Raw genomic sequence first — 24,849 nt, 5'->3', positions numbered from 1 at the left:
CACCAGCCCCTCGCCCAGCACGGTCGTCACGTCCGCCGCCGGCAGCCGCCAGAAGATCCCGCCGTACCCGGCGCCCGGCCGGCCGTTGGTGCCGGGGCTCTCGATGCGCAGCGGTCCGTGGGTGGCGTGCAGCACGCTCGACCAGCGCAGGGTCCAGCCCCGGCCGTCGGCGAGCGGCGTCGCGGCCAGCCGACGGTCCTCGGTGAGCAGGGGCCGGTCCCGCTCGTCGCGCCATGTGACGTCGTCGACGAGCGCGGCACCACCGTCCGCCACCCGTGCACCCTCGCTGACCTGCCGGCCGTGGTTGGGCAGCAGCGTCGGGCCCTCGTCGCGCAGGAACGTGCGGCCGCCCCAGTACGAGGTGCCGTTGACCACCGGGACCGCCATCGAGACGCCGTAGTGGTGCCGGTGGTCGACGGGGCTCGTCTCGGTGAGCGCGGTGCCGGCCGCCGAGTGCACCGGGTGCAGGTACGGGCGCGGGGCGTGCACGGACGGGACCCGGTCCCCCGACTCGTACCGGGCCAGCGGCACGGAGCCGTCGGGGGTCACCCCGCTGAGCAGGTAGGAGCCGAGGTCGGCGGCCCACCCCGCGCCGACCAGCGAAGGCACCCGCGGACCGACCGGGTCCGTGGCGGCACGGCGCCCGAGCCGCGCGGCCGGCGGCACCGGGCCCGTGCTGGCGCGCACCGCGAGGACGGGCTGGATGAGCGGCGGCGTCGGGTCGACGTCGTCACCGCTCACCAGCGAGCGCAGGTGCGCCCAGGCCTGGCGGCCGAGCTCGGCCTGCGGGACCGTCGCGGTGGTGAGGGAGGGCGTGGCGAACCGCGCCAGCTCGATGTCGTCGAATCCCGTGATCGACACGTCCCCGGGCACCGCGACGCCCAGCTCGTTCAGCCGGGCCAGCAGCCCGAACGCGACGAGGTCGTTGTAGGCGACGACGGCGGTGGCGCGCGACGCGAGCACGTCCTGCGCGGCGGCATAGCCGGACTCGACCGACGACCCCGCCGGCCGCTCGCTGAGCCGCACGTCCTCGCGGCGCGCCGCGGCGGCCCGCAGGGCTTCGAGCCGGGCGCCGTGCGACGCGCTGTCGGGCGGGCCCGCGAGGTAGAGCAGGTGGCGGTGGCCGAGGCCGGCTAGGTGCTCGACGATCCGGTCGATGCCCGCCGCGTAGTCGATCGCCAGGGTCGGGGTGACGCCGTCGGCGGCCCGGTTGACGACGACCACGGGCCGGATCTCGGGCAGCAGCGCGCGCAGGGTCTGCTCGGGCATCCGCGGGGAGACCAGGACGAGCGCGTCGCAGCGCAGGCGAGCGTCGAGGGCGATCCGCTCCTCGTCGGCAGCGTGCTCGGCCGTGTCCGCCACGAGCACCCGGTACCCCTCCTCGGCCGCCGCGGAGGCGACCCCGCGGAGCACCTGCTGGAACATCGGGTTGGCCAGGTCGGGGACCACCACGGCGACCGTGTTGGTGCGCCCCAGCGAGAGGCTCCGTGCCGTGTTGCTCGGGCGGTAGTGCAGCTGCTCGGCGACCTCGCGGACGCGGGCGGCGAGCTCGGGGTCGACCGTCGCGCGGCCGTTCATCACCCTGCTCACCGTCGCGCGGGAGACGCCGGCGGCGTGCGCGACCTCGCCGATGGTCGACGCGGTGCGCGTCCACCCGTTCTGCGTCACTGCAGCCTCCCGCGGTCACCGACGACCACCCACCGGGGGTGGCTCCGCGCCGAACATACACCACGGGAAACCGGTTCCCAACCACAGAAACGGGTGCTACGGTACCGCCGAGGAACCGGTTTCTCACCGTTTCCACACACGGCGAACACATCGAGGTGATCGACGACATGTCCGTAGTGACGGAGCTACGCAGGACCGCCAGGTCCGGACGCACGCCTGCCCGGCGCGCGCTCCGCCGGGGCGACGGCCGCAGCGCTGCCCTCTTCCTGGCCCCCTGGTTCCTGGGCCTGGGCCTCATCACGATCGGCCCGATGGTGGCGTCGGGGTACCTGTCCTTCACGGACTACAACCTGCTGCAGCCGCCGTCGTGGATCGGCCTCGACAACTACACGCGGCTGTTCCAGGACCCGCGGCTGCTCAACTCGCTGCGGGTCACGTTCACCTACGTGTTCACCGCCGTGCCGCTGCAGCTGGCCGCAGCCCTGGCGCTCGCGATGATCCTCGACCGGGGGCTCCGCGGGCTCGCGTTCTACCGGTCGGTGCTCTACCTGCCCTCGCTGCTCGGCGGCTCGGTTGCCGTCGCGATCCTCTGGCGCCAGGTGTTCGGCGTCGACGGCCTGGTCAACCACTTCCTCGCCCTGTTCGGCATCCAGGGTCAGGGCTGGGTGTCCGACCCCGAGACCGCGCTGGGCACCCTCGTCCTGCTGCACGTGTGGACGTTCGGGGCGCCGATGATCATCTTCCTGGCCGGCCTCCGGCAGATCCCGGAGATGTACTACGAGGCAGCCTCGATCGACGGGGCCGGCGCGCTGCGCAAGTTCCGCAGCATCACGCTGCCGCTGCTCACGCCGATCATCTTCTTCAACCTGGTGCTCCAGGTGATCGGCGCCTTCCAGAGCTTCACGCAGGCGTTCGTCGTCTCCGGCGGCACGGGCGGCCCGGCCGACTCGACCATGTTCTACACGCTGTACCTCTACCAGAAGGGCTTCACGGCCCTGGACATGGGGTACGCGTCGGCCATGGCGTGGCTGCTGCTCTTCATCGTCGCCGCCATGACGGCCCTCAACTTCTTCGTCTCCAAGTTCTGGGTGTTCTACGATGACTGACCTCCGCGAGCGCCTCGCCCCCCTGGCCGCCGAGGCGCCACCCGTCGAGCAACACCGCTCCCCCTGGCCCGCGCGCCGCCGCTCGTTCCTGCGGCACCTCGGCCTCGTCGCGCTGTGCTTCCTGATGCTCTACCCGCTGATCTGGCTGCTGGTGAGCTCCTTCAAGCCCACCGAGCTGATCTTCCGGGACGTCTCGCTCATCCCCACCGAGATCGACCTCGGCAACTACTCGGACGGCTGGAACGCGCTGCAGTACCCGTTCGGCCGGTACCTCATGAACTCCGCACTCATCGTGCTCGGGGCGCTGGTGGGGAACCTGGTGAGCTGCTCGATGGCCGCCTACGCGTTCGCCCGGCTGCAGTTCCGGGGCCGGCAGCTGTGGTTCTCGATCATGCTCGTGTCGATCATGCTGCCGATCCACGTGATCATCGTGCCGCAGTACGTGCTCTTCGCCCGGCTCGACTGGATCAACACGTTCCTGCCGCTGATCGTGCCGAAGCTGCTGGCCACCGACGCGTTCTTCATCTTCCTCATGGTCCAGTTCTTCCGCGGGATCCCCCGGGAGCTGGACGAGGCCGCGCGCCTGGACGGCTGCGGGCACGGCCGCATCTACCTGCGGATCATGCTCCCGCTGTCGCTGCCCGCCCTGGCCACCACGGCGATCTTCACGTTCATCTGGACGTGGAACGACTTCTTCAGCCAGCTCATCTTCCTCACCCGGCCGGACATGTACACCGCGCCGGTGGCTCTTCGTACGTTCCTCGACTCCACGGGCGCCAGCTCGTGGGGCCCCATGTTCGCCATGTCGATCGTCTCGCTCGTCCCCGTCTTCCTCGCGTTCCTCCTCGGCCAGAAGTACCTGGTCAAGGGGATCGCGACGACGGGCATCAAGTAGCAGTTCCGCCGGACTCCAGACAGCACAACGTCGTCCTCGTCATCCAAGGAGAACCCATGCGTCCCCGACCGTCCCTCCGCGTAGGTGCCCTCGTCGCCGTCGCGGCACTCGCCCTCACCGCGTGCGCCGGCTCGTCCGACGAGCCCGCGTCCGCGCCGACCTCCTCCGGCCCGCCGCAGCCCGTCGAGATCCGCTTCTCGTGGTGGGGCTCCGACACTCGCCACGAGCTGACCCAGCAGGTGCTGGACAAGTTCGAGGAGAAGTACCCGTACATCACGGTGGTGCCGGACTACACCGACTGGAACAGCTACTTCGACAAGCTGAGCACGTCGGTGGCCGGCGGTGACGCGCCCGACGTCATCACCCAGGAGGAGCGGTTCCTCAACGACTACGCCTCGCGCGGGGTGCTGGCCGACCTCAACGACCTAGGCCTGGACACCTCCAAGATCGACCAGAACGTGCTCCAGTCCGGCACCATCGACGACAAGCTCTACGGCGTCGCCACYGGCGTCAACGCCTACGCGATCGTGGCGGACCCGGCGGCCTTCGCCGCGGCCGGCGTCGAGATGCCCGACGACGCCACGTGGACCTGGGACGACTACGTCGACGTCGCCGAGAAGATCTCCGCCGCCACCGGCAAGACCGTCTACGGCGCGCAGGACTACGGCTTCAACGAGCCCGGGTTCTCGATCTTCGCCCGGCAGCGCGGGGAGTCGCTGTACACGAAGGACGGCAAGCTCGGGTACGACGACACGACCCTCGCCGACTGGTGGCAGTACTCGCTCGACCTGCAGTCCGGCGGCGGCGAGCCCGACGCCGCGACGACGGTCGAGGTCGACGCCGGCGGTCCCGAGCAGTCGCTGGTCGGCACCGGCAAGGGCGCCATGGCGTGGTTCTGGACCAACCAGCTGACCGCCATCACCAACGCCTCCGGCAAGGAGCTCAAGCTGCTCCGCGTCCCCGGCGAGTCGGAGGACGAGCGGACCGGCATGTACTTCAAGCCGGCCATGTACTACTCCGTCTCGGCCAAGTCCGAGCACCCGAAGGAGGCCGCGCTGCTGGTCGACTTCCTGCTCAACGACGAGGCCGCCGGCGACATCCTGCTCTCCGACCGCGGCCTGCCCGCCAACACYGACGTCCGCGCGGCGGTGCAGCCGAAGTTCTCCCCGACCGACCAGCAGGCCGCCGACTTCCTCGCCGACCTCGAGGACGAGATCGTCGACGGCCCGGCCGTCCCGCCCGTCGGCGCCGGCCAGGTCGCCGAGATCACGCGGCGCCTCAACCAGGAGGTGCTGTTCGGCCGCATGACCCCGGAGGCCGCCGCCAAGCAGTTCACGCTCGAGGTGGGGTCGGCGATCGGCAGCTGACCGCCCACCACACCTGCGACGTCCGCGCACCCGGGGGCTCCGGCCCTCGGGAGCGCGGACGTCGTTGTATCTCACCCCTGCCGTCGTGACTCCTTCGTGGCACCCTCGATCTCGGGGGTGCTGCACGCCGGCGTGCGGCTCGTCCGGACGAGAGGGACGTCGATGACGGAGCAGGTCCTCAGCCGACGCGCGGCGGTCGCGTTCGACCCGGCGGTCCACGGCTTCGCGTTCCCCAACGCCTTCGTCAACGAGGTGCTCACGCTGCCCAACGGCGCGAAGATCACGACGGCCGGCCGCTGCGGCGGGATGGCGTACGCGGCCCTCGACTACTTCCTCGCCGGGCAGCCCGTGCCGCGCTGGCGCTCCGACCTGTGGGCCCCCAGCCGGGTGCCGCCGGACAGCCACTGGCTCGCCCAGCTGTTCACGCAGCGGCTGCACGACTCGTTCTTCACCGGGTCGGCGGCCAAGTTCGTCACCTGGTCTATGCACTCCGACGACGAGACCTGGGTGTTCAAGGGCGTCACGCGCTGGACCAAGGAGGAGGAGCTCCCCCGGGTCATGAAGTCGATCGACGCGGGCCGCCCCGTGGTGCTCGGCCTCGTCGTCGCCCGGTCGCTGGCGGACATCGGCGACAACCACCAGGTGGTCGCGTACGGCTACGAGCAGGACCGGTCCACCGGCAGGACGACCGTCACCATCCACGACAACAACACCCCGGGGCGGCCGGTCACGCTGACGTCCGACAAGGACCAGCACGACTGGACCGCCTCGAACGGCCACCCGTGGCGCGGCTTCTTCGTGCAGGACTACACGCCCAAGCGCCCCCGGGTCCTCACCAAGCACGCACCCGACGTCAAGGACCAGGTGTCCACTGGCGACACCGTCAAGCTCTCGCACGTCTGGACCGGCCTGACCCTGCACTCCCACGACCACCCGTACGTGCACCCCGGCACCGACGGCCTCCAGCAGGTCACGGGCTTCGGGGGTGCCGACGACAACGATCGCTGGCTGCTCGTCGGCCCCGCCGGGACCCCGGCCGGGACCGACCTGCGCGACGGCTCGGTGGTCCGCCTGCGCCACGTCTCGACGGGCCGCTGGCTGCGCAGCGCGGCGGGCATCCCGTCGCCGCTCTCCCACCAGCAGGAGGTCAGCGCATCCGACACGGCCGACGACGCGGCCGACTGGCGTCTCGAGATCGTCGACGACCGCCCGTGGACCGCCGGCGCGCGCATCCGCCTCGTGCACGTCGCGACGAAGGTCGCCCTGCACTCGCACCACGCGTCGGACGCCCGGCTCACCGGCGGCCAGCAGGAGGTCACCGGCTTCGCGAAGCGCGACGTCAACGACTGGTGGACCGTGCTGGAGCTCAGCTGACCACCGTGCCGCGCAGGTCCGGCAGCACCGCCGGCCCGAACGCCACGTTGAACGCGCTGGCCACCCCGACGTCGTCGCCCGACACGGTCACGGTCGCCGTCAGCACGAACGGCGACTCGACGAACCGGGCGGTCAGCACATAGGTGTCCGGGGTGGTCCATGCGCCGCTGACCAGCACGTCCTCGGGCTCGCGCCGCCGCAGCGTGGTCCGCGTCAGCGCCGGCTGGTCGTGCCCGACCGAGAGGATGACCGTCTCGTCCTCGTGGTCGACGGTGAGACGGTCGTGGCCGTCGCCCACCTCCAGGACGGCGTTGCGGACGCCCAGCGTGTTGGGCTCGAACGTGATCGTCCGCCCGTCGAGCCGCTCGCCGGTCGGGGACGTCGGGGAGCCGTGCGGCGGGTCCAGGCGCWGCCCCTCGAGTCGGTCCGTCAGCCGTCGTCGACCCTCGTGGTCGCCGGGCAGCGGCCCGTCCGACAGCCCCGGCAGCAGGTGCTCCCAGACCAGCGCGAGCTCCCCGTGCATCTCCGCGACGCCCGACGTGATCGCGACGACCACGTCCTGGTCGGGCAGCACCACGCAGTACTGCCCGAACGCGCCGTCGCCGCGATAGCTGCCGTGCCGGCCGCGCCAGAACTGGTAGCCGTAGCCCTGCGCCCAGTCGATGTCGGTGTTCCGGTCGTTGGAGACCTGCTTCGCGGTGGCCTCCGCCGCCCACCCCTCAGGCAGCACGCGCCGCCCGTCCCAGACGCCGTCCTGCAGGTAGAGCTGGCCGAGGACCGCGATGTCCTCGGTGGTTCCCGACATCCCGCTGCCGCCGACGTCGACGCCGCCGGGCGACTGCTGCCAGGTCGCCCCCTCGATGCCGAGCGGCTCGAACAGCCGCGGCCCGAGGTAGTCGAGCACGCGCTGCCCGGTCAGCTTCTGCACCAGGGCCGAGAGCACGTGGGTCGCCGCGGTGTTGTAGACGAAGAACGTGCCGGGCTCGTGCGCGACCGGCTGCGCGAGGAAGCCCGCCACCCAGTCGTCGGTCGGGAACACCCGCGGCGTCGGGTCGTCGTCGTGCCCCGTGGTCATGGTGAGCAGGTGCCGGACCCGCATGCGCCGGAGGTTGTCGTCGGGCTCCTGCGGACCCACGAAGTGGTCCAGCACCAGGTCGTCGACGGTCAGCAGCCCCTCGGCCACCGCGAACCCGACGGCCGTCGACGTGAAGCTCTTGCTCAGCGAGAAGAGCTCGTGCAGCCGGTCGGACGCGAACGGCGCCGCCCACCCCTCGGCCACCACGGACCCGTGCCGCACCACCATCAGCGAGTGGAGCTCGGGCCAGGCCTCGAGAGCGTCGACCAGCCGGAGCAGCGCCCGGGGGTCGACCCCCTGCTCCTCCGGCGTGGATCGGGGCAGGCGTCGCAGTCCAGGCATGCGCCCACCCTGCCACTGCCCTGGGCCACCCGCGCGAGCCGAACCGCGCGCGGCCGCCGTCACAGGGTCGTGAGCTTCCGACGGGATCGGCAGCTGCAACGCACGACGTCGTCGGAAACTCACGACCTCGCACCGACGACGGCGAACCGCGCGGCGAGGTCGCTGGCGGCGTCGGACGCGACGAAGCCCCGGTCCGCGAACGGACCGGGGCTTCGTCGTGCGTGCTGCGGGGTCAGCCCACCTGGGGCAGGGTGCCCGTGCCGCCGTCGCTGATCGTCGGACCCGCCGCGGGCAGGTCGGTGCCCGAGGTCGGCGTGCCGTAGGACGACGCAGCGCCGACCGCGACCGGCTCCGGCACCGTGGCGCCCTTGGGGACGCCGCGGAACGTGAACTCCCCGAGCAGACCCTCGCCCTCGGCGTCCACGATCACCAGCTGACCGGCCTTGAGCTCGCCGAACAGGATCTTCTCGGACAGCGCGTCCTCGATGTCCCGCTGGATGGCGCGGCGCAGCGGCCGAGCACCCAGGACCGGGTCGTAACCCTTCTCCGACAGCAGCTTCTTGGCCGCGGGCGTGATCTCGATGGCCATGTCCTTGTCCCGCAGGCGCTTGTCCAGCTTGGCGACCATGAGGTCGACGATCGCGAAGATCTCCGGCTGGGACAGCTGCGGGAACACGACCACGTCGTCGACGCGGTTGAGGAACTCAGGCCGGAAGTGCTGCTTGAGCTCGTCGTTGACCTTCGACTTCATGCGCTCGTACGACGTCGACAGGTCCCCGCCGGCCTGGAAGCCGGTCATGAGGCCCTTGGCGATGTCCCGGGTGCCGAGGTTCGTGGTCATGATGATGACGGTGTTCTTGAAGTCGACCACCCGGCCCTGCGAGTCGGTCAGGCGACCGTCCTCGAGGATCTGCAGCAGCGAGTTGAAGATGTCCGCGTGCGCCTTCTCGACCTCGTCGAAGAGGACCACGGAGAACGGCTTGCGCCGCACCTTCTCGGTCAGCTGCCCACCCTCGTCGTACCCGACGTAGCCGGGGGGCGAGCCGAACAGCCGCGAGACGGTGTGCTTCTCCGAGAACTCGGACATGTCGAGCTGGATGAGCGCGTCCTCGTCGCCGAACAGGAACTCCGCGAGCGCCTTGGCCAGCTCGGTCTTCCCGACGCCCGTGGGGCCGGCGAAGATGAACGACCCACCGGGACGCTTCGGGTCCTTGAGCCCGGCCCGCGTACGACGGATGGCCTGCGAGAGCGCCTTGATGGCGGCGTCCTGGCCGACGACCCGCTTGTGCAGGTTCTCCTCCATGTGGAGCAGGCGGCTGGACTCCTCCTCGGTGAGCTTGAACACCGGGATGCCGGTGGCGATCGCCAGCACCTCGGCGATGAGCTCCTCGTCCACCTCCGCGACCGCGTCGAGGTCGCCGGACTTCCAGGCCTTCTCCTTCTCCACGCGCTTGAGACCGAGCTGCTTCTCGGCGTCGCGGAGACGGGCTGCCTTCTCGAAGTCCTGCTCGTCGATCGCCGACTCCTTGTCGCGGCGCGTCTCGGCGATCTGCTCGTCGAGCTCGCGCAGCTCCGGGGGAGCCGTCATGCGGCGGATGCGCAGGCGGGCGCCGGCCTCGTCGACCAGGTCGATGGCCTTGTCCGGCAGGTAGCGGTCGTTGACGTACCGGTCCGCCAGGGTGGCGGCGGCGACCAGCGCGGCGTCCGTGATGGACACGCGGTGGTGGGCCTCGTACCGGTCGCGCAGACCCTTGAGGATCTCGATCGCGTGCTGCAGGTTGGGCTCGGCCACCTGGATCGGCTGGAAGCGACGCTCCAGGGCCGGGTCCTTCTCGACGTACTTGCGGTACTCGTCGAGCGTGGTGGCGCCGATGGTCTGCAGCTCGCCGCGCGCCAGCATCGGCTTGAGGATGCTCGCGGCGTCGATGGCGCCCTCGGCGGCACCCGCCCCGACGAGCGTGTGGATCTCATCGATGAACAGGATGATGTCGCCGCGCGTGCGGATCTCCTTGAGCACCTTCTTCAGGCGCTCCTCGAAGTCACCGCGGTAGCGGCTGCCGGCCACGAGCGCGCCCAGGTCCAGCGTGTAGAGCTGCTTGTCCTTGAGCGTCTCGGGCACGTCGCCGCGCACGATGTCCTGCGCGAGGCCCTCGACGACGGCGGTCTTGCCGACGCCGGGCTCCCCGATGAGGACCGGGTTGTTCTTGGTGCGGCGGGACAGCACCTGCATGACCCGCTCGATCTCCTTCTCGCGCCCGATGACCGGGTCGAGCTTGCCGTCGCGCGCAGCCTGCGTGAGGTTGCGGCCGAACTGGTCGAGGACGGCGCTGCCCGAGGGCTGCCCCTCCTGCGGACCGCCGGCGGCGACGGGCTCCTTGCCCTGGTAGCCGGAGACGAGCTGGATGACCTGCTGGCGCACGCGGTTCAGGTCCGCGCCCAGCTTGTTGAGAACCTGGGCGGCGACGCCCTCGCCCTCGCGGATCAGGCCGAGCAGGATGTGCTCGGTCCCGATGTAGTTGTGGCCCAGCTGCAGCGCCTCGCGCAGCGACAGCTCGAGCACCTTCTTGGCGCGCGGGGTGAAGGGGATGTGGCCCGACGGAGCCTGCTGGCCCTCGCCGATGATCTCCTGCACCTGGGCGCGGACGGCCTCGAGCGAGATGCCGAGCGACTCGAGAGCCTTGGCGGCGACGCCCTCACCCTCGTGGATCAGGCCCAGCAGGATGTGCTCCGTGCCGATGTAGTTGTGGTTGAGCATCCGTGCCTCTTCTTGGGCAAGGACGACCACGCGACGGGCTCGGTCCGTGAATCTCTCGAACATGTGCACTCCTCACGAGCTGCGTGCCCACCGATCCCCGGGCTGGCGCACCGGGGTTCTACGAGCGGCGTTGATCGATGCTAACGGCGGGGTGGTGCCCCGACTGCCCGTGTTCGCCGCAGGCGTGACGACGTCCCCGGGTTGCCCGGGGTCATTTATCGCCCGAGCGGGCAGGTCTAGCGTCGTTGAGCGCTGGTGGGGCTTTCCCGGGCGCGCAGGGGGCGACGACGCCGCATGCCCAGCTACCCCGACACGCACGACTCCGAGGAAGTTGTCGAGGGGAGGGGTCCTATGGGTCCCCGACGAGTTCTTGTCCTGTTGTCCGCAGCGCTGCTGCTCGTGCTCGCGCCGTCCGCGGCGAGCGCGCACCGACCATCACCCAGCCAGGAGCCTCGGCTCCTGGCCACCGGCCTGTCCGGCGGGTGGGGGAGCACCGTCGGACCGGACGGCGCGCTGTACGTCGCCGAGCCGGCCGTCGGGGAGGTCTCCCGGATCGATCCAGGCACGGGTGCGACGACCACGTTCGCCTCCGGCCTGCCGACCGCCCCGAACGGCGGCCCCCACGACATCGCGTTCGTGCACGGGACGGCCTACGTGCTGGTCGGCTTCATCACGCCGGAGGCGGGTGGCGCGGCAGGCAACGTGGACGGCATCTACCGGATGGACGGACCGAGCGCGTTCACGCTGGTGGCGGACGTCGGGACGTTCGCCAAGGAGAACCCGCCGGCGACGGACTTCTTCATCGCGACGGGGGTGCCGTACGCGCTCGAGCCGTACGCCGGGGGCTTCCTGGTCACCGACGGCCACCACAACCGCGTCTACCAGGTGGGGCTCGACGGCTCGGTGTCCGTCCGGATCGCGTTCGAGAACGTCGTCCCGACGGGTCTGGACGTCGTCGGCTCCCGGGTCTACATGGCCGAGGCCGGCCCGCTGCCGCACCACGCGGCGGACGGCAAGGTCGTGACGTTCGGCAAGCACTCCACCAGCGCGACCGAGGTCGCAGCCGGCGGACCGCTGATGGTCGACGTCCAGGCCGCGCACGGGCACACCCTGTACGCGCTGGCGCAGGGCGACTGGCCGCTCGGCGGCCAGGCGGGCTCTCCGGCAGCGCCGAACACCGGTCAGCTGCTGAAGGTCGGGCGGCACGGCTCGCTGGAGGTCGTCGCGGACGGCCTGAACCAGCCGGTCTCGTTCCAGGTCATCCACGGGACGGCCTACGTCGTCACGCTCGGCGGGGAGGTGTGGACGGTCGACCTCGGCCGGCACTGACGCCGACGGAGCACACGGAGGGTCGGGCAGCCCGCCCGGCCCTCCGTCGCGCGTCAGCCACTCGACGCCGGGTGCACGATCACCCACGTCGCCACGGTGACGGCGTCGGACTGGTTGCTCAGCCGGTGGGGCGTGCCGCACGCGTAGGAGATGGTGTCGCCCGCCCGGAGCACCACGCGCTCGTCGGGGAAGTCGATGGTCAGCTCGCCGTCGGTGACGGTGCCGATCTCGTAGCCGACGTGGGTGAGCAGCTCGTTCTGCTCGGCGCCCGTGGAGCCGGGCGGGTAGGTGGACTCGAAGAAGTCGACGTCGCGCGACAGGCCGGGCGACAGGCGTCGGAAGACGACCCCGCCGGCCAGGCGGACCACGTCGGCCTCGACCGCGCGGCGCACGACGTAGCCGTCGAGCACCTGCGGCGGGGCGCCGGCGGTGCCGCCGAACACGTCGACCAGGCTCGCGTCGAGCGCGGTGACGAACGCGAACAGGCGGTTGACCGAGGGGCGGAGCACGCCGCGCTCGATCTGGGAGACGGCGCTCGTGGAGATGCCGAGCCGGCGGCCCACCTCGCGCAGGGTCAGGCCGCGCTCCTCGCGCAGCTGGCGCAGGCGCGCGCCCAGCTGCTCGGAGTCGAAGGCGTCGAGGAGGGCGGCGTGCCGCTCCGCAGGGTTGTCGACCGCCGAGGTGGTCACGTCGGCACACCCTCCCGTCGGGACTCATGACTGAAGCCCAAAGTTCACAACGCGGAAACCGTTCGCGGGTTGTGAAGCAATAGATTCACACCCGTTCAGCGATCGCTTCACCGTACGGGATGTCCTTCTCCCTAGGCCAGGGACACAGGCGCTCCAGCAGACGCACCGCGCAGGCGTCGCTCCCCCACCCACGACCCACCCGCGTGAGGATCACCAWGAACCCTGGACAGCACGAGAACACCGGGCTCACCGAGCTCCCCAACGACGTCGTCGAGGCCGCCGGGCTGCCGCCGGGTGCCGGCGAGGTCAAGAGCACCTACGACCCCCGGMTCACCAACGAGGACCTGGCGCCGCTGGGCAAGCAGACCTGGTCGTCGTACAACATCTTCGCGTTCTGGATGTCCGACGTGCACAGCGTCGGCGGGTACGTCACGGCCGGAAGCCTCTTCGCGCTCGGCATCGCCAGCTGGCAGGTGCTCGTGGCGCTCGTCGTCGGCATCGTCATCGTGCAGTACTTCTGCAACCTCGTCGCCAAGCCGAGCCAGAAGACCGGCGTGCCCTACCCGGTCATCAACCGCGCGATCTTCGGTGTGCTCGGCGCCAACATCCCGGCCATCATCCGCGGCCTCATCGCCGTGGCCTGGTACGGGGTGCAGACGTTCCTGGCCGCCGAGGCGCTCAACATCATCTTCCTCAAGTTCGTCCCCAGCTCCGCGCAGCTCCTGGAGTCGGGCTTCCTCGGCCTGTCCACGCTCGGCTGGATCTCCTACGCGATCCTCTGGGTGGCGCAGGCGGCCCTGTTCTGGACGGGCATGGACACCATCCGCAAGTTCATCGACTTCGCCGGCCCGGCCGTCTACGTCGTGATGATCGCGCTGGCGGTCTACCTGGTCTCGGAGGCCGGCTGGAGCAACATCTCGCTCAACCTGTCGTCCGGGCCGCCCATGGGCTTCTGGGCCTCGATCCCCGTGATGCTCGGCGCGATCGCGCTGGTGGTGTCGTACTTCTCGGGCCCGATGCTCAACTTCGGCGACTTCGCCCGGTACGGGAAGAGCTTCTCGGCGGTCAAGAAGGGCAACTTCCTCGGCCTGCCGGTCAACTTCCTGTTCTTCTCGCTGCTGACCGTCATCTGCGCGTCGGCCACGGTCCCCGTGTTCGGCGAGCTCATCACCGACCCGATCCACACGGTGCAGCAGATCGACACGCCGTTCGCGATCCTGCTGGGCGGCCTGACGTTCGTCACCGCGACGGTCGGCATCAACATCGTCGCCAACTTCATCTCGCCCGCGTTCGACTTCTCCAACGTCTCCCCGCAGAAGATCAGCTGGCGCATGGGCGGCATGATCGCGGCCGTCGGCTCGGTGCTGCTGACGCCGTGGAACTGGTACTCCAACGCCAATGCGATCCACTACACGCTCGGCGTGCTGGGCGCCCTCATCGGCCCGCTGTTCGGCATCCTCATCGCCGGCTACTACGTGATCGGCAAGCAGCGGGTGCACGTCGACGACATGTTCACCCTGTCCCCCACGGGCAAGTACTGGTTCTCCGGCGGCTACAACCGCAACGCGGTCGCCACGGTGATCTCCGCCGGCCTCGTCTCGGTGGCCACCGCGGTGCTGCCCAAGGCGTTCGCGGACATGGGCGCCTTCGACATCACGTGGCTGTCCAGCTACAGCTGGTTCATCGGGTGCGGCCTCGGCTTCGCGACGTTCGTCTACCTCGAGCGCCGCAACCCGCAGATCCCGCTCCTCGACCCCGCCGACGAGCACGTCTCGGACGGCACCGTCGACGAGCGCACGGGCACGGGCGCCTCCGTCGAGGCGACGGCCTGACGGGAACCGCCGTGCACATCCGGGTCATCAACCCCAACACCACCCGGGCGATGACCGACCTGATCGGTCGGTCCGCCCGGGTGGTGGCGGCGGCGGGCACGCTCGTCGACGCCGTCCAGCCGACCATGGGACCGGCGTCGATCGAGAGCCACTACGAGGAGGCCCTCGCGGTCCCGGGCATCCTCGAGCAGGTCGCGGTCGGCGAGGCCGAGGGGGTCGACGCCTACGTGGTCGCCTGCTTCGGGGACCCGGGCCTCGACGCCGCGCGGGAGCTGGCGAGCGGTCCGGTGATCGGCATCGCCGAGGCCGCGATGCACGCCGCCGCGCTGGTCTGTCGACGGTTCAGCGTCGTCACCACGCTGGGCCGCACGACCGCCCGGGCGCGGGAGCTGGCGGACCGGTACGGGTTCCGCGACGCGTGCGTCGCGGTGCGCGCGTGCGAGGTGCCGGTGCTGGCGCTCGAGCATCCGGGCGCCCGCGAGCGGCTGACCGAGGAGTGCCGACGAGCGGTCGCCGAGGACGGCGTCGACGCGATCGTGCTGGGCTGCGCCGGGATGGCGGAGCTGTGCGCCGTGATCGCCGACGAGATCGGCGTGCCCGTGGTCGACGGCGTCGCGGCCGGCGTCGTGCTCGCGCAGTCGCTGGTCACCCTGGGCCTGCGCCCCGGGTCCGGAGGCGAGTACGCGCCGCCCCCGCCCAAGCCGATGACCGGGCTGCTGGCGGGTTTCGAGATCCGCGCAGGCGTGCCCGTGGCCGTAGCCTGACGCAGCAGACGACTCACAAGGAGCCTGGATGACCCCGCCTGACCTCGTCGTACGCGCCCGCCGCGCCTGGATCGACGGTGCGCTGCGCCCGGCCGAGGTCCAGGTGACCGACGGCGTGGTCACCGCGGTCGACGGGCCTGTGCCGCCCGGGGCGACCGTCGTCGAGCTGGCCGACGACGAGGTCCTGCTCCCCGGCCTGGTCGACAGCCACGTGCACGTCAACGAGCCGGGTCGCACGCACTGGGAGGGCTTCGCCTCGGCGACCCGCGCGGCCGCGGCCGGCGGCGTGACGACCCTGGTCGACATGCCGCTGAACTCGATCCCGCCCACGACGACGGTCGCGGCCCTCGACGCGAAGCGGTCCGCCACGGACGGCAAGCTCAGCGTCGACGTGGCGTTCTGGGGCGGCGCCGTGCCGGAGAACCTCGGCTCGCTCGGACCGCTGCACGCCGCCGGCGTCCGGGGGTTCAAGGCGTTCCTCACGCCGTCGGGCGTCGACGAGTTCGGGTACCTCGACGCGGACCGCCTCGAGCTCGCCCTGGCCGAGGTCGCGGCGCTCGGCAGCGTGCTGATCGTGCACGCCGAGGACCCCGCCGACCTGCGCGGCGACGGCGCCCTCGGGCCGCGGTACGCCGACTTCCTGGCCAGCCGCCCGGCCGCCAGCGAGCAGCACGCCATCTCCGGCGTCATCGACGCGATGCGCCGCACCGGAGCCCGCGCCCACGTCCTGCACCTGTCCGACGCCGGGTCGCTCGGCCTGGTCCGGGCGGCGAAGGCCGAGGGCCTGCCGCTGACCGTCGAGACCTGCCCGCACTACCTCGCGCTGCGGGCCGAGGACGTGCCGGAGGCTGCGACGCAGTTCAAGTGCTGCCCGCCCATCCGCGAGAGGGCCAACCAGGACCTGCTCTGGGCCGCCGTGCTCGACGGCACCATCGACGCGATCGTGTCCGACCACTCGCCGTCCACCGCGGACCTCAAGAGCGCCGACTTCGGGCTCTCGTGGGGCGGCATCGCCGGCCTGCAGCTGGGGCTGTCGGTCGTGTGGACGGAGGCCCGGCGTCGGGGGGTGTCGCTGGAGCAGCTGCTGCCGCTGTTCACCACGGGTCCCGCGCGCGTCGCCGGCTTGGACGGGCTCGGCGTGCTGGAGGTCGGGGCGCCCGCGCACCTGGTGGCGTTCGCGCCCGACGACGAGCGCGTGGTGGACGTGCACCGCCTCGAGCACCGCAACCCCGTCTCGCCGTACGACGGAGCGACCCTGGCCGGCGCCGTCCGCACGGTCTGGCTGCACGGCTCGCCGGTGGTGGAGGGCGGGATCGTGACCTCCCCCGGGGCCGGCCGCGTGCTGCTGCCGGAGGCCGCGCGTGCGTGAGCCCTCAGGACTCGCGGTGCCGGTGGCCGACGCCGGCCGCGACGAGCGCGAGCACGCCCKCGAACAGCATGCCGACGCCCACGCCCTGCTCACCGCCCACGCGCAGCAGCAGCGCACCGACCCCGGCGCCCACCAGGATCAGCGCCACCGCGAGGGAGCGCCGCGCCCAGCCGTCGCCGGTGCCGCCCGCCAGCCGGCTGTCCGCGGCGAGGCCCGTCAGCGTCGACGTCACGACGACCGTGGTGACGTCCTTGACGGCCAGCCGGCGCGCGGTCGCGGCCTGCAGGCCCATGGCGACGGCGAGCAGGGCCGTGACGACGAGCGCCCAGGTGGTGCCCTTCTCGGGCGGGACCACGAGGGCGCCGACACCGAGCGCGACCGCCAGCAGCCCGGTCGCCGCGAACGTCATGCTCGTGCGGTCCGACCAGCCCGCCGGGGCCGACCGCAGCACCCGACCGCCGAGGGCCGCGCCGCCGAGGAACCCGGCCAGCGCGAGCAGCGGACCGAGGATCGGCAGGTCGTCGGCGCCCGCGAGCGCCATGCCGAGGATCACCACGTTGCCGGTCATGTTCGCCGTGAACACCCGGTCCAGGCCGAGGTAGCCGACGGCGTCGACGATGCCCGTGGTGAACGTCAGCGCCAGCATGAGCACCAGGTGTCGGCGCGCGTCGTCCCATGTCTTCACGGCGTCATGGTGGGGGTGCAGGACCGATGAGTGCAACGTTGCAGCCGGGCGCGGGCGAGATCCGGGCCGCGGTGTACCTGCCGTCGACGCCGTCCACCGTGCTGTGGGGACGCCTCCCGTGCGGGGCGGACGAGCCCGTGCTCCGGGTGGCGAGCGGCTCCGAGGTCACCATCGACACGGTCAGTCACGAGGGCCTGCTCGACGACCAGGGCAGCGACCCGGCGGCGTTCTTCACCGGCCACGGCGTGGCACCCGAGGACGTGCTGGCCGACGCGATCGAGATCGTCGGCACCCTGACGCGCTCCGTGCAGGACGGTCCGCACGTGGTGACCGGACCCATCCACGTCGAGGGCGCGGTGCCCGGCGACCTGCTGGCCGTCACCGTGCTCGAGACCACGCCCCGCGTGCCGTACGGCGTGATCTCGAACCGGCACGGCCGCGGTGCACTGCCGGGCGAGCTGCCCCGCGGGCCCGAGAACGTCAGCGTGTTCGCGACCGTGCGCGAGACCGATGCAGGCCTCGTCGGCTGCCTGCCCGCCGTGGAGGGCGGAGAGCGGCTCGTCGAGTTCCCGCTGGCGCCGTTCCTCGGGATCATGGGCGTCGCCGTGGCCGGCGACGAGCGGCCGCACTCCGTCCCGCCGGGCGCGCACGGCGGGAACATCGACATCAACCTCCTGCAGGTCGGCACCACGCTCTACCTGCCGGTGCAGGTGCCGGGCGCGCTGGCCTACGTCGGCGACCCGCACTTCGCGCAGGGCGACGGCGAGGTGGCGCTCACCGCGCTCGAGGCGTCATTGCGGGTCACGCTCCGGTTCGACGTCGTGCCGGCCGCCGAGGCAGTCGCGCGGTTCGGTCCGGTGAGCGGACCGCTGGTGGAGACGCCGGAGTACCTGGTGCCGACCGGGCTGGACAAGGACCTCGCCGAGGCCGTCCGCAAGTGCGTGCGGGCCGCGCTCGCGCTCCTGCAGGCACGCTGGGGGCTCGACGAGCACCTCGCGTACGCGTACCTGTCGGCGGCGACCGACATCGACATCTCGCAGGTGGTCGACCAGGTGTGCGGCGCGCACGCCCGGATCCGCGTGGCCGACTTCGAGAGGGTGTCCCTGTGATCCCCGACGACCTGCAGGCGGCGTTCGACGCCTACGAGCGCGCGCTCGCCGACGACGACGTCGCCGCCCTCGACGACGCGTTCGCCCCCGGGCCGTCCACGATGCGCGGCGACAGCTCGGGCCTGCTCGTCGGCCACGACGCCATCAGCGCGTTCCGCAGCGCCCGCGGCGGGATCGCGCCGCGGGTGCTGGACCGCGTGGAGTCCCGCCGCCTCGCCGACGACTGCTGGCTGGTCGTCGCGACGTCGCGGTACGACGGCGGCGGCACCGGGCTCCAGACGCAGGTGTGGCAGCGCGCGGACGGCCGCTGGCGCATCACGGCCGCGCACGTCACCGGGCGGACCCCCAGCTTCGACCGGTCCGTGTGGCGCACGGTCGGCGACCCGCTCTACCAGGGCGCCTTCGAGGGTCCGCTGCTGGGGCTGCGCGTCGCGGTCAAGGACGTCTTCGCCGTCCGCGGCTACCGCATCGGCGCCGGCAACCCCACGTGGCTGCTCGGCGCCGCCCGCGAGCGCCAGCACGCCCCCGTGGTCCTCGACCTGCTCAGGGGTGGCGCGTCGGTCCGCGGCCTGGCCCGGACGGACGAGCTCGCGTACTCGATCACCGGCGCCAACCCGCACTACGGCACCCCCGCCAACGGGGCACTGCCGGGCGCGCTGCCCGGCGGTTCGTCCAGCGGCCCCGCGACGGCGGTGGCGACGGGCCAGGCCGACGTGGGTCTGGCCAGCGACACCGCCGGGTCCGTCCGCGTCCCCGCGAGCTACCAGGGCCTCTGGGGCCTGCGCACCACGCACGGGCTGGTGCCGCGGCAGGGCATGCTGCCGCTGGCTCCGTCGTTCGACACGGTCGGCTGGCTCGCCCGGGACGGTCGGACGCTCGAGGCCGTCGCCGCGTGGTGCCTGGAGGGCGACGCACCGGGTCTGCCGACCCGTCGGGTCGTCCCGGCCGAGGTCCTCGAGCTGGTCGACCCGGCGACGCGGGACGCGTTCGAGGCGTGGTGCGGCGGGACGGTCGAGCAGGTCGACGTCGGGCCGCTCGACACGTGGTTCGAGGCCTTCCGGGTGCTGCAGGCCGCCGAGGCCTGGCGCGCGCACGGCGACTGGATCACGGGGCACCCCGACGCGGTCGGCCCGGGGGTCCGGGAGCGGTTCGCGGTCGCCCGTGACGTCACCGCGTCCGACGAGGCGTCCGCGCGCGCCGAGGTCGAGCGGCTCGCGACGGTGGTCCGGGGGATCGTCGACGACGCGGTCCTGGTGCTGCCGACGACGCCCGGCCCGGCCCCCGCGCGGACCGCGACACCCGACGAGCTCGACCGCGTCCGCGGCGCGACCCTGCGCATGACCGCCCTCGCGGGCATCGGCGGCCTGCCCGCGCTGTCGGTGCCCGCCCTGCGCGTCCCGTCGACGCTCGGCCCGGCGCCGGTGGGCGTCTGCCTCGTCGGCCCTCGAGGCAGCGACCTCTCCCTCGTCCGTTCTGCCAGAGATCTCGGAGGCCCCGCATGACCACCCCGGTGAACCCGCCCGCCCGCCTGCTCATGGGTCCGGGTCCGGTCAACGCCGACCCGCGCGTGCTGCGGGCGCTGTCCACGCCGCTGATCGGCCAGTACGACCCGGTGATGACGGGGTACATGACCGAGACGATGGCGCTCTACCGCGAGGTCTTCGCGACGACCAACGAGGCGACGCTGCTGGTGGACGGCACGTCCCGGGCGGGGATCGAGGCGGCGATCGTGTCGCTGGTGCGACCCGGGCAGCGCGTGCTGGTCCCGGTGTTCGGCCGGTTCGGGCACCTGCTCGCGGAGATCGCGCTGCGGGCGCAGGCCGAGGTGCACACCATCGAGGTGCCGTGGGGGCAGGTGTTCACCGCGTCGGCCGTCGAGGAGGCGATCGTCCGGGTCAGGCCGCACCTGCTGGCGATGGTGCAGGGCGACACGTCGACCACCATGAACCAGCCGCTGGACGAGCTCGGCGCCGTCTGCGCGAAGCACGGCGTCCTGTTCTACACGGACGCGACSGCCTCCCTGGGCGGCAACCCGTTCGAGATGGACGCCTGGAGCGTCGACGCGGCGACCGCCGGCCTGCAGAAGTGCCTGTCGGGCCCGTCGGGGAGCGCGCCGATCAGCCTGTCGGACCGCGCGGTCGACGTGATCCGGGGGCGGCGGCGCATCGAGGCGGGCATCCGCGAGGAGTCGGACGAAGACACCGGCGAGCCCGTGCACTCCAACTACTTCGACCTCGGCATGGTGCTCGACTACTGGGGGCCGCGGCGCCTCAACCACCACACCGAGGCGACGAGCATGCTGTACGCCGCCCGCGAGTGCGCCCGGATCATCCTCGAGGAGGGCCGGCAGGCCGTCATCGACCGGCACGAGCGGGCCGGCCTCGCCATGCTCGCCGGCGTCCGCGGGCTCGGGCTCACCGTGTTCGGCGACGTCGCGCACAAGATGAACAACGTGGTCGCGGTCGAGATCCCCGACGGCGTCCACGGCGACGCGGCGCGCGGCGCGATGCTGCAGGACTTCGGCATCGAGATCGGCACGTCGTTCGGCCCGCTCCACGGCCGCGTCTGGCGGATCGGCACCATGGGCGCCAACGCTCGGCTGGACACCGTGCTGGTCACGCTCGCCGCCCTCGAGCAGGTGCTGCGGMGGGCCGGGGCGCGCGTGCCGACCGGCGGCGGGGTCGACGCGGCCTACGAGTCCTGGGCGGCCTGATGCTCGACGTCAGGGCCGCGGCGCGCCGGATCATAGCGCGGTGCGACGAGCTCGCCACGTACACCTCGATGGCCGGCGGGATCGAGCGCGTCTACCTGTCCCCCGAGCACGCCCGCGTGAACCGGGTGGCCGCCCGCTGGATGCGCGAGGTCGGGCTGGACACGTGGCAGGACGAGGCCGGCAACCTCTGCGGGCACCTGGCGGGTCGCGACCCCGAGGCGCCCTCGCTGCTGCTGGGCTCGCACCTCGACTCCGTCCGCGACGCCGGCCGCTACGACGGCATCCTCGGGGTGCTCATGGCGATCGAGGTGGTCCGCGCGCTGGGGCCCGGGGCTCCGCAGATGCCGTTCGGGCTCGACGTCGTCGCGTTCTGGGACGAGGAGGGCGCGCGCTTCGGCACCGCCCTGCTGGGCAGCTCCGCGATGGCCGGCCGCTGGCACGACTCGTGGTGGGACCTCACCGACGAGCACGGCACGACCCTGCGCACCGCGTTCAGCGAGTTCGGCCTCGACCCCGGCCGCATCGGTGCGGCGGCGCGCTCACGGGAGTCGCTGGTCGGGTACCTCGAGGCGCACATCGAGCAGGGCCCGGAGCTGGACGACGGAGGCGCACCGCTGGGCGTCGTCACCTCGATCGCGAGCGCCCGRCGGTTCGCCGTGCAGATCGACGGCGAGGCCCGGCACGCGGGCGGCGCGCGGTACGAGAAGCGGMACGACGCGCTGCTCGGCGCCAGCGAGGTCGCGCTCGCCGTCGAGCGGCTGTGCCGCGCGGAGCACCACATCATCGGGACGGTCGGCCGCCTGGAGACGTTCCCGGGCGCGGTCAACGTGGTGCCCGGCGAGGCCCGGCTGACCGTCGACCTGCGCGGCGAGCACGACGACGACCGCGACCGCGTCTGGGGCGCCATCACGCGCGAGCTCGACGAGATCTCGGGCCGCCGCGGCCTGACCTGGTCGGCGCGCGAGCTGCACGAGGCCCCCGCGGTCATGTGCGACGGCCTTCTGCAGGACGTCGTGCGCGCGGGGATCGAGGACACCGGCCGCCGGCACGTCCCCGCCCTGTTCAGCCGCGCCGGGCACGACGCCATGGCCATCGGGGCGATCACCGGCGTCGGCATGCTCTTCCTGCGCAACCCCGACGGCATCAGCCACCACCCCGACGAGGGCGTGAGCCTGGCCGACGTCGAGACCGGCCTGCAGGCCCTCACCGCGACCGTCGAGCACCTGGCCCGCGAGGCCGCCTGATCGCCGGATGGGAGGATCGGTCCGTGGAACCCCCCGTCTTCGACCCCGTCCCCGACATCCGGCTCATCGCGGTGGACATGGACGGGTCGCTGCTGGACGACGAGAAGCGGATACACGGCGACTTCTGGCCGCTGCTCGACCAGCTGGACGCACGCGGGATCCTGCTGTGCCCGGCGAGCGGCCGCCAGTACGCCACCCTGCGGCGCCAGTTCGGCCGCGACGAGCTGGTGTACATCGCGGAGAACGGCTCGTACGTCCTCCAGCACGACGAGGAGATCAGCTCCGACTGCCTGGGCCTGTCACGGGCTCGCGCCGTGATCACCGCGGTGCGTGCGGCCACGCACCTGGACCTCGGCACGGTCCTGTGCGGCAAGCGGTCGGCCTACGTCGAGCGCTCCGACGACGCGTTCCTGGACCAGGCGACGCCGTACTACGCGAAGCTCGAGGTCGTCGACGACCTGCTGACCGTCGAGGACGACGTGCTCAAGGTCGCGGTCTACGACTTCGGCTCGGCCGCCACCGGCGCGGGCCCGCTGCTGCAGCCGTTCGACGGCCTGGTCTCGGGCGAGCACTGGGTCGACGCCATGAGCCCGACGGCCGACAAGGGGCACGCCCTGCGCGCGGTCCAGGCCGCCCTCGGGATCACGCCCGACCAGACGATGGTGTTCGGCGACTACTTCAACGACATCGGCATGCTCGACGCCGCCCACTGGTCGTTCGCCATGGACAACGCGCACCCCGACGTCCGCGCCMACGCCCGGTTCGTCGCGCCGGCCAACACGGAGAACGGCGTCGTCCGCACGATCAGCTCGGTGCTGGGCCTGTCATGAGCGTCGCCGGCCTCGTCCTCGCCCCCGGCTTCGGCGGCACCCGCCAGAGCCCGCWGCTGGTCGCGATCGAGAAGGCCGTCGCCCCGCTGCCGGTCCTGCGGATCGACCTCCCGAAGACCGCGGCGCCGGCGATCGCGAGCGTGCGGGACCAGGCGTCGGCCTTCGCGGAGTCGTTGGGCGTCGGTACCGGGTCCGTGGTGCTGGGCGGCCGCTCGTTCGGCGGCCGCATGTGCTCGATGGCCGTCGCCGAGGGTCTCCCGGCCGCGGGACTCGTCCTCCTCTCCTACCCCCTGCACCCACCGGGTAAGCCGACGACGCTGCGCGTCGCGCACCTGCCGGAGATCCACGTGCCGGTCCTGGCGGTCTCGGGCACGACCGATCCGTTCGGCTCGCCCGCGGAGCTGTCCGAGCACCTGGCCGCGATCCCGGGTCCGGTCACCACGGTCTTCCTGCCCGGCCCGCACCAGCCGACGAGCGCCGCGGCCGTCGCCGACGCGGTCTCCGCTTGGCTGGCCGGCCTCTGACCACTCTCGCGTGAGGAGTTCGTTCCGCCCAGCGGAACGAAGTCGTCACGCGAGCCGACGTCCGAGCTCTACGCTCCGGGCGTGAGCACCCGCCGACGCGTCGCCTGGATCGTGGTCGCCGTCGCGTCCGTGCTGGTCGTCGTACCGATCCTGTGGGTCCAGGGCCTCGGACAGGCGAAGGTCCGTGCCGCCGACGACGTCCCGCCCACCCCGGTCGCCCTCGTCCTCGGCGCCGGGCTCAAGCCCGACGGCAGCCCGTCGGTGTACCTCGCCCGCCGGCTCGACGCGGCGCGCGAGCTGTACGAGCGCGGCACCGTCGACGTGATCCTGGTCAGCGGCGACAACGCGCACGCCAGTCACGACGAGCCCACCGCCATGCTCGACTGGCTGGTGGCGCACGGGGTCCCGGCCGAGCACGTGGTCCGCGACTACGCCGGCTTCGACACCCACGACTCCTGCGTCCGGGCCCACGAGGTGTTCGGCGTCGACGACGCGGTCGTGGTCACGCAGGACTACCACCTGCGCCGGGCGCTGTTCTCGTGCGCCGAGGCCGGCATCGCGGTCACCGGCGTCGGCGTCTCGTCGACGTCGGTCCGGCCGGTCCAGGCGCTGACCTGGCGGGCACGCGAGCTGCCGGCGTCGTGGCGGGCCGCGCTCGACGCCGCGACCGGCCGGTCGCCGGTCTACGCCGGGCCGGCCGAGACGGCCGTGCAGGACGCGCTGGCTCTCGGCCGCTGAGGCGTCAGCGGGCCGCGGCCACGGCGGCGATCGCCTCGATCGTCGCCACCACCCCCGGCACCCGCAGCAGGTCGGGCGTCGTGACCGCGTGCACCTGCCGCACGGACGTCCCCGTGGCCCGCCGGACGACGACGCCGGGCTGCCGCTCGGCGGTCGGCCGGACCAGCTCGGGCAGCAGCGCGACCCGGAGACCTGCGGCGACCAGCCCGAGCACGGCGACGTAGTCGTCGGTCGCGTACGCGATGGACGGCGCGAACCCGCACGCGGCGCCGGCGCTGAGCAGGTGGCCCCGGCACCGCGGGCAGCCGGCGATCCACGACTCGCCGGCCAGGTCGCCGAGGTCCAGGTCGGGCCGGTCGGCCGCCGGGTGGTCCGCGGGGAGGGCGACCATCGTCGGGTCGTCGAGCAGGTGCCGGGTCACCAGGCCGGCCAGGTCGTCCT

The 24,849-nt window shown here is 72.4% G+C and carries 21 protein-coding genes; 15 read left to right on the top strand and 6 right to left on the bottom strand.

Annotation, left to right across the window (positions count from 1 at the left end; all coding sequences use genetic code 11):
* On the bottom strand, positions 1 to 1,668 hold a 1,668-nt coding region (locus ACXJKG_RS07710), incomplete at its 3' end, for a DUF6807 family protein (protein ID WP_456845168.1).
* A 167-nt stretch (positions 1,669 to 1,835) separates the two neighbouring features.
* Here ACXJKG_RS07710 and ACXJKG_RS07705 point away from each other — a divergent pair.
* The 4 genes from ACXJKG_RS07705 to ACXJKG_RS07690 all read left to right on the top strand — a co-directional run bounded on the left by ACXJKG_RS07705 (position 1,836) and on the right by ACXJKG_RS07690 (position 6,410).
* Positions 1,836 to 2,774, top strand: coding sequence for a carbohydrate ABC transporter permease (locus tag ACXJKG_RS07705; RefSeq protein WP_456845167.1), 939 nt, complete (start codon positions 1,836 to 1,838; stop codon positions 2,772 to 2,774).
* Positions 2,767 to 3,669, top strand: coding sequence for a carbohydrate ABC transporter permease (locus ACXJKG_RS07700; protein ID WP_456845166.1), 903 nt, complete (start codon positions 2,767 to 2,769; stop codon positions 3,667 to 3,669). Before ACXJKG_RS07705 ends, ACXJKG_RS07700 begins: the two co-directional genes overlap by 8 nt.
* A gap of 56 nt (positions 3,670 to 3,725) precedes the next feature.
* Positions 3,726 to 5,036, top strand: a complete 1,311-nt coding sequence (locus ACXJKG_RS07695) for an ABC transporter substrate-binding protein (RefSeq protein ID WP_456845165.1) — start codon at positions 3,726 to 3,728, stop codon at positions 5,034 to 5,036.
* 162 nt (positions 5,037 to 5,198) lie between these two features.
* Positions 5,199 to 6,410: an MIR domain-containing protein gene (locus tag ACXJKG_RS07690; protein WP_456845164.1), complete on the top strand. Its 1,212-nt coding sequence runs from the start codon at positions 5,199 to 5,201 to the stop codon at positions 6,408 to 6,410.
* On the opposite strand, the gene ACXJKG_RS07685 is transcribed toward ACXJKG_RS07690, so the two are convergent.
* Complete coding sequence (locus ACXJKG_RS07685) at positions 6,403 to 7,827, bottom strand: serine hydrolase domain-containing protein (RefSeq protein WP_456845163.1); 1,425 nt, start codon at positions 7,825 to 7,827, stop codon at positions 6,403 to 6,405. The genes ACXJKG_RS07690 and ACXJKG_RS07685 overlap by 8 nt on opposite strands.
* Positions 7,828 to 8,059: 232 nt before the next feature.
* Entirely contained in the window at positions 8,060 to 10,645 is a 2,586-nt protein-coding gene (locus ACXJKG_RS07680) for an ATP-dependent Clp protease ATP-binding subunit (protein WP_456845162.1), read from the bottom strand.
* 315 nt (positions 10,646 to 10,960) lie between these two features.
* On the opposite strand from ACXJKG_RS07680, the gene ACXJKG_RS07675 reads away from it, so the two are divergent.
* On the top strand, positions 10,961 to 11,911 hold the full coding sequence (locus tag ACXJKG_RS07675) for a ScyD/ScyE family protein (RefSeq protein ID WP_456845161.1): 951 nt from the start codon (positions 10,961 to 10,963) through the stop codon (positions 11,909 to 11,911).
* Positions 11,912 to 11,964: 53 nt separating this feature from the next.
* Here the strand turns inward: ACXJKG_RS07675 and ACXJKG_RS07670 are convergent, their stop codons facing one another.
* Complete coding sequence (locus tag ACXJKG_RS07670; protein ID WP_456845160.1) at positions 11,965 to 12,600, bottom strand: helix-turn-helix domain-containing protein; 636 nt, start codon at positions 12,598 to 12,600, stop codon at positions 11,965 to 11,967.
* A 203-nt stretch (positions 12,601 to 12,803) separates the two neighbouring features.
* On the opposite strand from ACXJKG_RS07670, the gene ACXJKG_RS07665 reads away from it, so the two are divergent.
* The 3 genes from ACXJKG_RS07665 to allB are packed head-to-tail and all read left to right on the top strand — an operon-like array spanning position 12,804 to position 16,565.
* On the top strand, positions 12,804 to 14,432 hold the full coding sequence (locus tag ACXJKG_RS07665) for an NCS1 family nucleobase:cation symporter-1 (protein WP_456845159.1): 1,629 nt from the start codon (positions 12,804 to 12,806) through the stop codon (positions 14,430 to 14,432).
* Positions 14,433 to 14,443: 11 nt separating this feature from the next.
* Positions 14,444 to 15,196 carry an aspartate/glutamate racemase family protein gene (locus ACXJKG_RS07660; RefSeq protein WP_456845158.1) on the top strand — a complete coding sequence of 251 codons (753 nt, stop codon included), beginning with the start codon at positions 14,444 to 14,446 and terminating at the stop codon, positions 15,194 to 15,196.
* Positions 15,197 to 15,224: 28 nt separating this feature from the next.
* On the top strand, positions 15,225 to 16,565 hold the full coding sequence (gene allB / locus ACXJKG_RS07655; protein WP_456845157.1) for an allantoinase AllB: 1,341 nt from the start codon (positions 15,225 to 15,227) through the stop codon (positions 16,563 to 16,565).
* 4 nt (positions 16,566 to 16,569) lie between these two features.
* On the opposite strand, the gene ACXJKG_RS07650 is transcribed toward allB, so the two are convergent.
* Positions 16,570 to 17,250: a YoaK family protein gene (locus tag ACXJKG_RS07650; RefSeq protein ID WP_456845156.1), complete on the bottom strand. Its 681-nt coding sequence runs from the start codon at positions 17,248 to 17,250 to the stop codon at positions 16,570 to 16,572.
* A 26-nt stretch (positions 17,251 to 17,276) separates the two neighbouring features.
* On the opposite strand from ACXJKG_RS07650, the gene ACXJKG_RS07645 reads away from it, so the two are divergent.
* From ACXJKG_RS07645 to ACXJKG_RS07615, 7 genes are all read left to right on the top strand, one after another.
* The gene (locus ACXJKG_RS07645) at positions 17,277 to 18,359 is read left to right on the top strand and encodes an acetamidase/formamidase family protein (RefSeq protein WP_456845155.1); all 1,083 of its coding nucleotides are present in this window, start codon (positions 17,277 to 17,279) and stop codon (positions 18,357 to 18,359) included.
* The gene (locus ACXJKG_RS07640; RefSeq protein WP_456845154.1) at positions 18,356 to 19,861 is read left to right on the top strand and encodes an AtzH-like domain-containing protein; all 1,506 of its coding nucleotides are present in this window, start codon (positions 18,356 to 18,358) and stop codon (positions 19,859 to 19,861) included. The genes ACXJKG_RS07645 and ACXJKG_RS07640 overlap by 4 nt, the downstream gene beginning before the upstream one ends.
* A complete protein-coding gene (locus ACXJKG_RS07635) occupies positions 19,858 to 21,072 on the top strand; it encodes a pyridoxal-phosphate-dependent aminotransferase family protein (RefSeq protein WP_456845153.1) in 1,215 nt (404 codons plus the stop codon). The genes ACXJKG_RS07640 and ACXJKG_RS07635 overlap by 4 nt, the downstream gene beginning before the upstream one ends.
* The gene (locus tag ACXJKG_RS07630) at positions 21,072 to 22,316 is read left to right on the top strand and encodes an allantoate amidohydrolase (RefSeq protein ID WP_456845152.1); all 1,245 of its coding nucleotides are present in this window, start codon (positions 21,072 to 21,074) and stop codon (positions 22,314 to 22,316) included. The genes ACXJKG_RS07635 and ACXJKG_RS07630 overlap by 1 nt, the downstream gene beginning before the upstream one ends.
* Before the next feature lie 23 nt (positions 22,317 to 22,339).
* A complete protein-coding gene (locus ACXJKG_RS07625) occupies positions 22,340 to 23,146 on the top strand; it encodes a Cof-type HAD-IIB family hydrolase (RefSeq protein ID WP_456845151.1) in 807 nt (268 codons plus the stop codon).
* Positions 23,143 to 23,670, top strand: coding sequence for an alpha/beta hydrolase family protein (locus tag ACXJKG_RS07620; protein ID WP_456845150.1), 528 nt, complete (start codon positions 23,143 to 23,145; stop codon positions 23,668 to 23,670). Before ACXJKG_RS07625 ends, ACXJKG_RS07620 begins: the two co-directional genes overlap by 4 nt.
* Positions 23,671 to 23,751: 81 nt before the next feature.
* The gene (locus tag ACXJKG_RS07615; protein ID WP_456845149.1) at positions 23,752 to 24,408 is read left to right on the top strand and encodes a SanA/YdcF family protein; all 657 of its coding nucleotides are present in this window, start codon (positions 23,752 to 23,754) and stop codon (positions 24,406 to 24,408) included.
* A 4-nt stretch (positions 24,409 to 24,412) separates the two neighbouring features.
* Here the strand turns inward: ACXJKG_RS07615 and ACXJKG_RS07610 are convergent.
* Positions 24,413 to 24,849: LysR substrate-binding domain-containing protein (locus tag ACXJKG_RS07610; RefSeq protein ID WP_456845148.1), on the bottom strand; the 437-nt coding region annotated here is incomplete at its 5' end.

Source organism: Cellulomonas sp. P5_C6, assembly GCF_054049635.1.
Note: the sequence above shows the minus strand (reverse complement) of the source record. Positions and strands in the feature narration are given on the sequence as shown.

What these genes read in the sequence shown, in the direction of transcription:
- ACXJKG_RS07705 (WP_456845167.1), top strand. Translation starts at nt 1,836, where the DNA reads ATGTCCGTAGTGACGGAGCTACGCAGGACCGCCAGGTCCGGACGCACG.
- ACXJKG_RS07700 (WP_456845166.1), top strand. Translation starts at nt 2,767, where the DNA reads ATGACTGACCTCCGCGAGCGCCTCGCCCCCCTGGCCGCCGAGGCGCCA.
- ACXJKG_RS07690 (WP_456845164.1), top strand. Translation starts at nt 5,199, where the DNA reads ATGACGGAGCAGGTCCTCAGCCGACGCGCGGCGGTCGCGTTCGACCCG.
- ACXJKG_RS07680 (WP_456845162.1), bottom strand. Translation starts at nt 10,645, where the DNA reads ATGTTCGAGAGATTCACGGACCGAGCCCGTCGCGTGGTCGTCCTTGCC.
- allB (WP_456845157.1), top strand. Translation starts at nt 15,225, where the DNA reads ATGACCCCGCCTGACCTCGTCGTACGCGCCCGCCGCGCCTGGATCGAC.
- ACXJKG_RS07645 (WP_456845155.1), top strand. Translation starts at nt 17,277, where the DNA reads ATGAGTGCAACGTTGCAGCCGGGCGCGGGCGAGATCCGGGCCGCGGTG.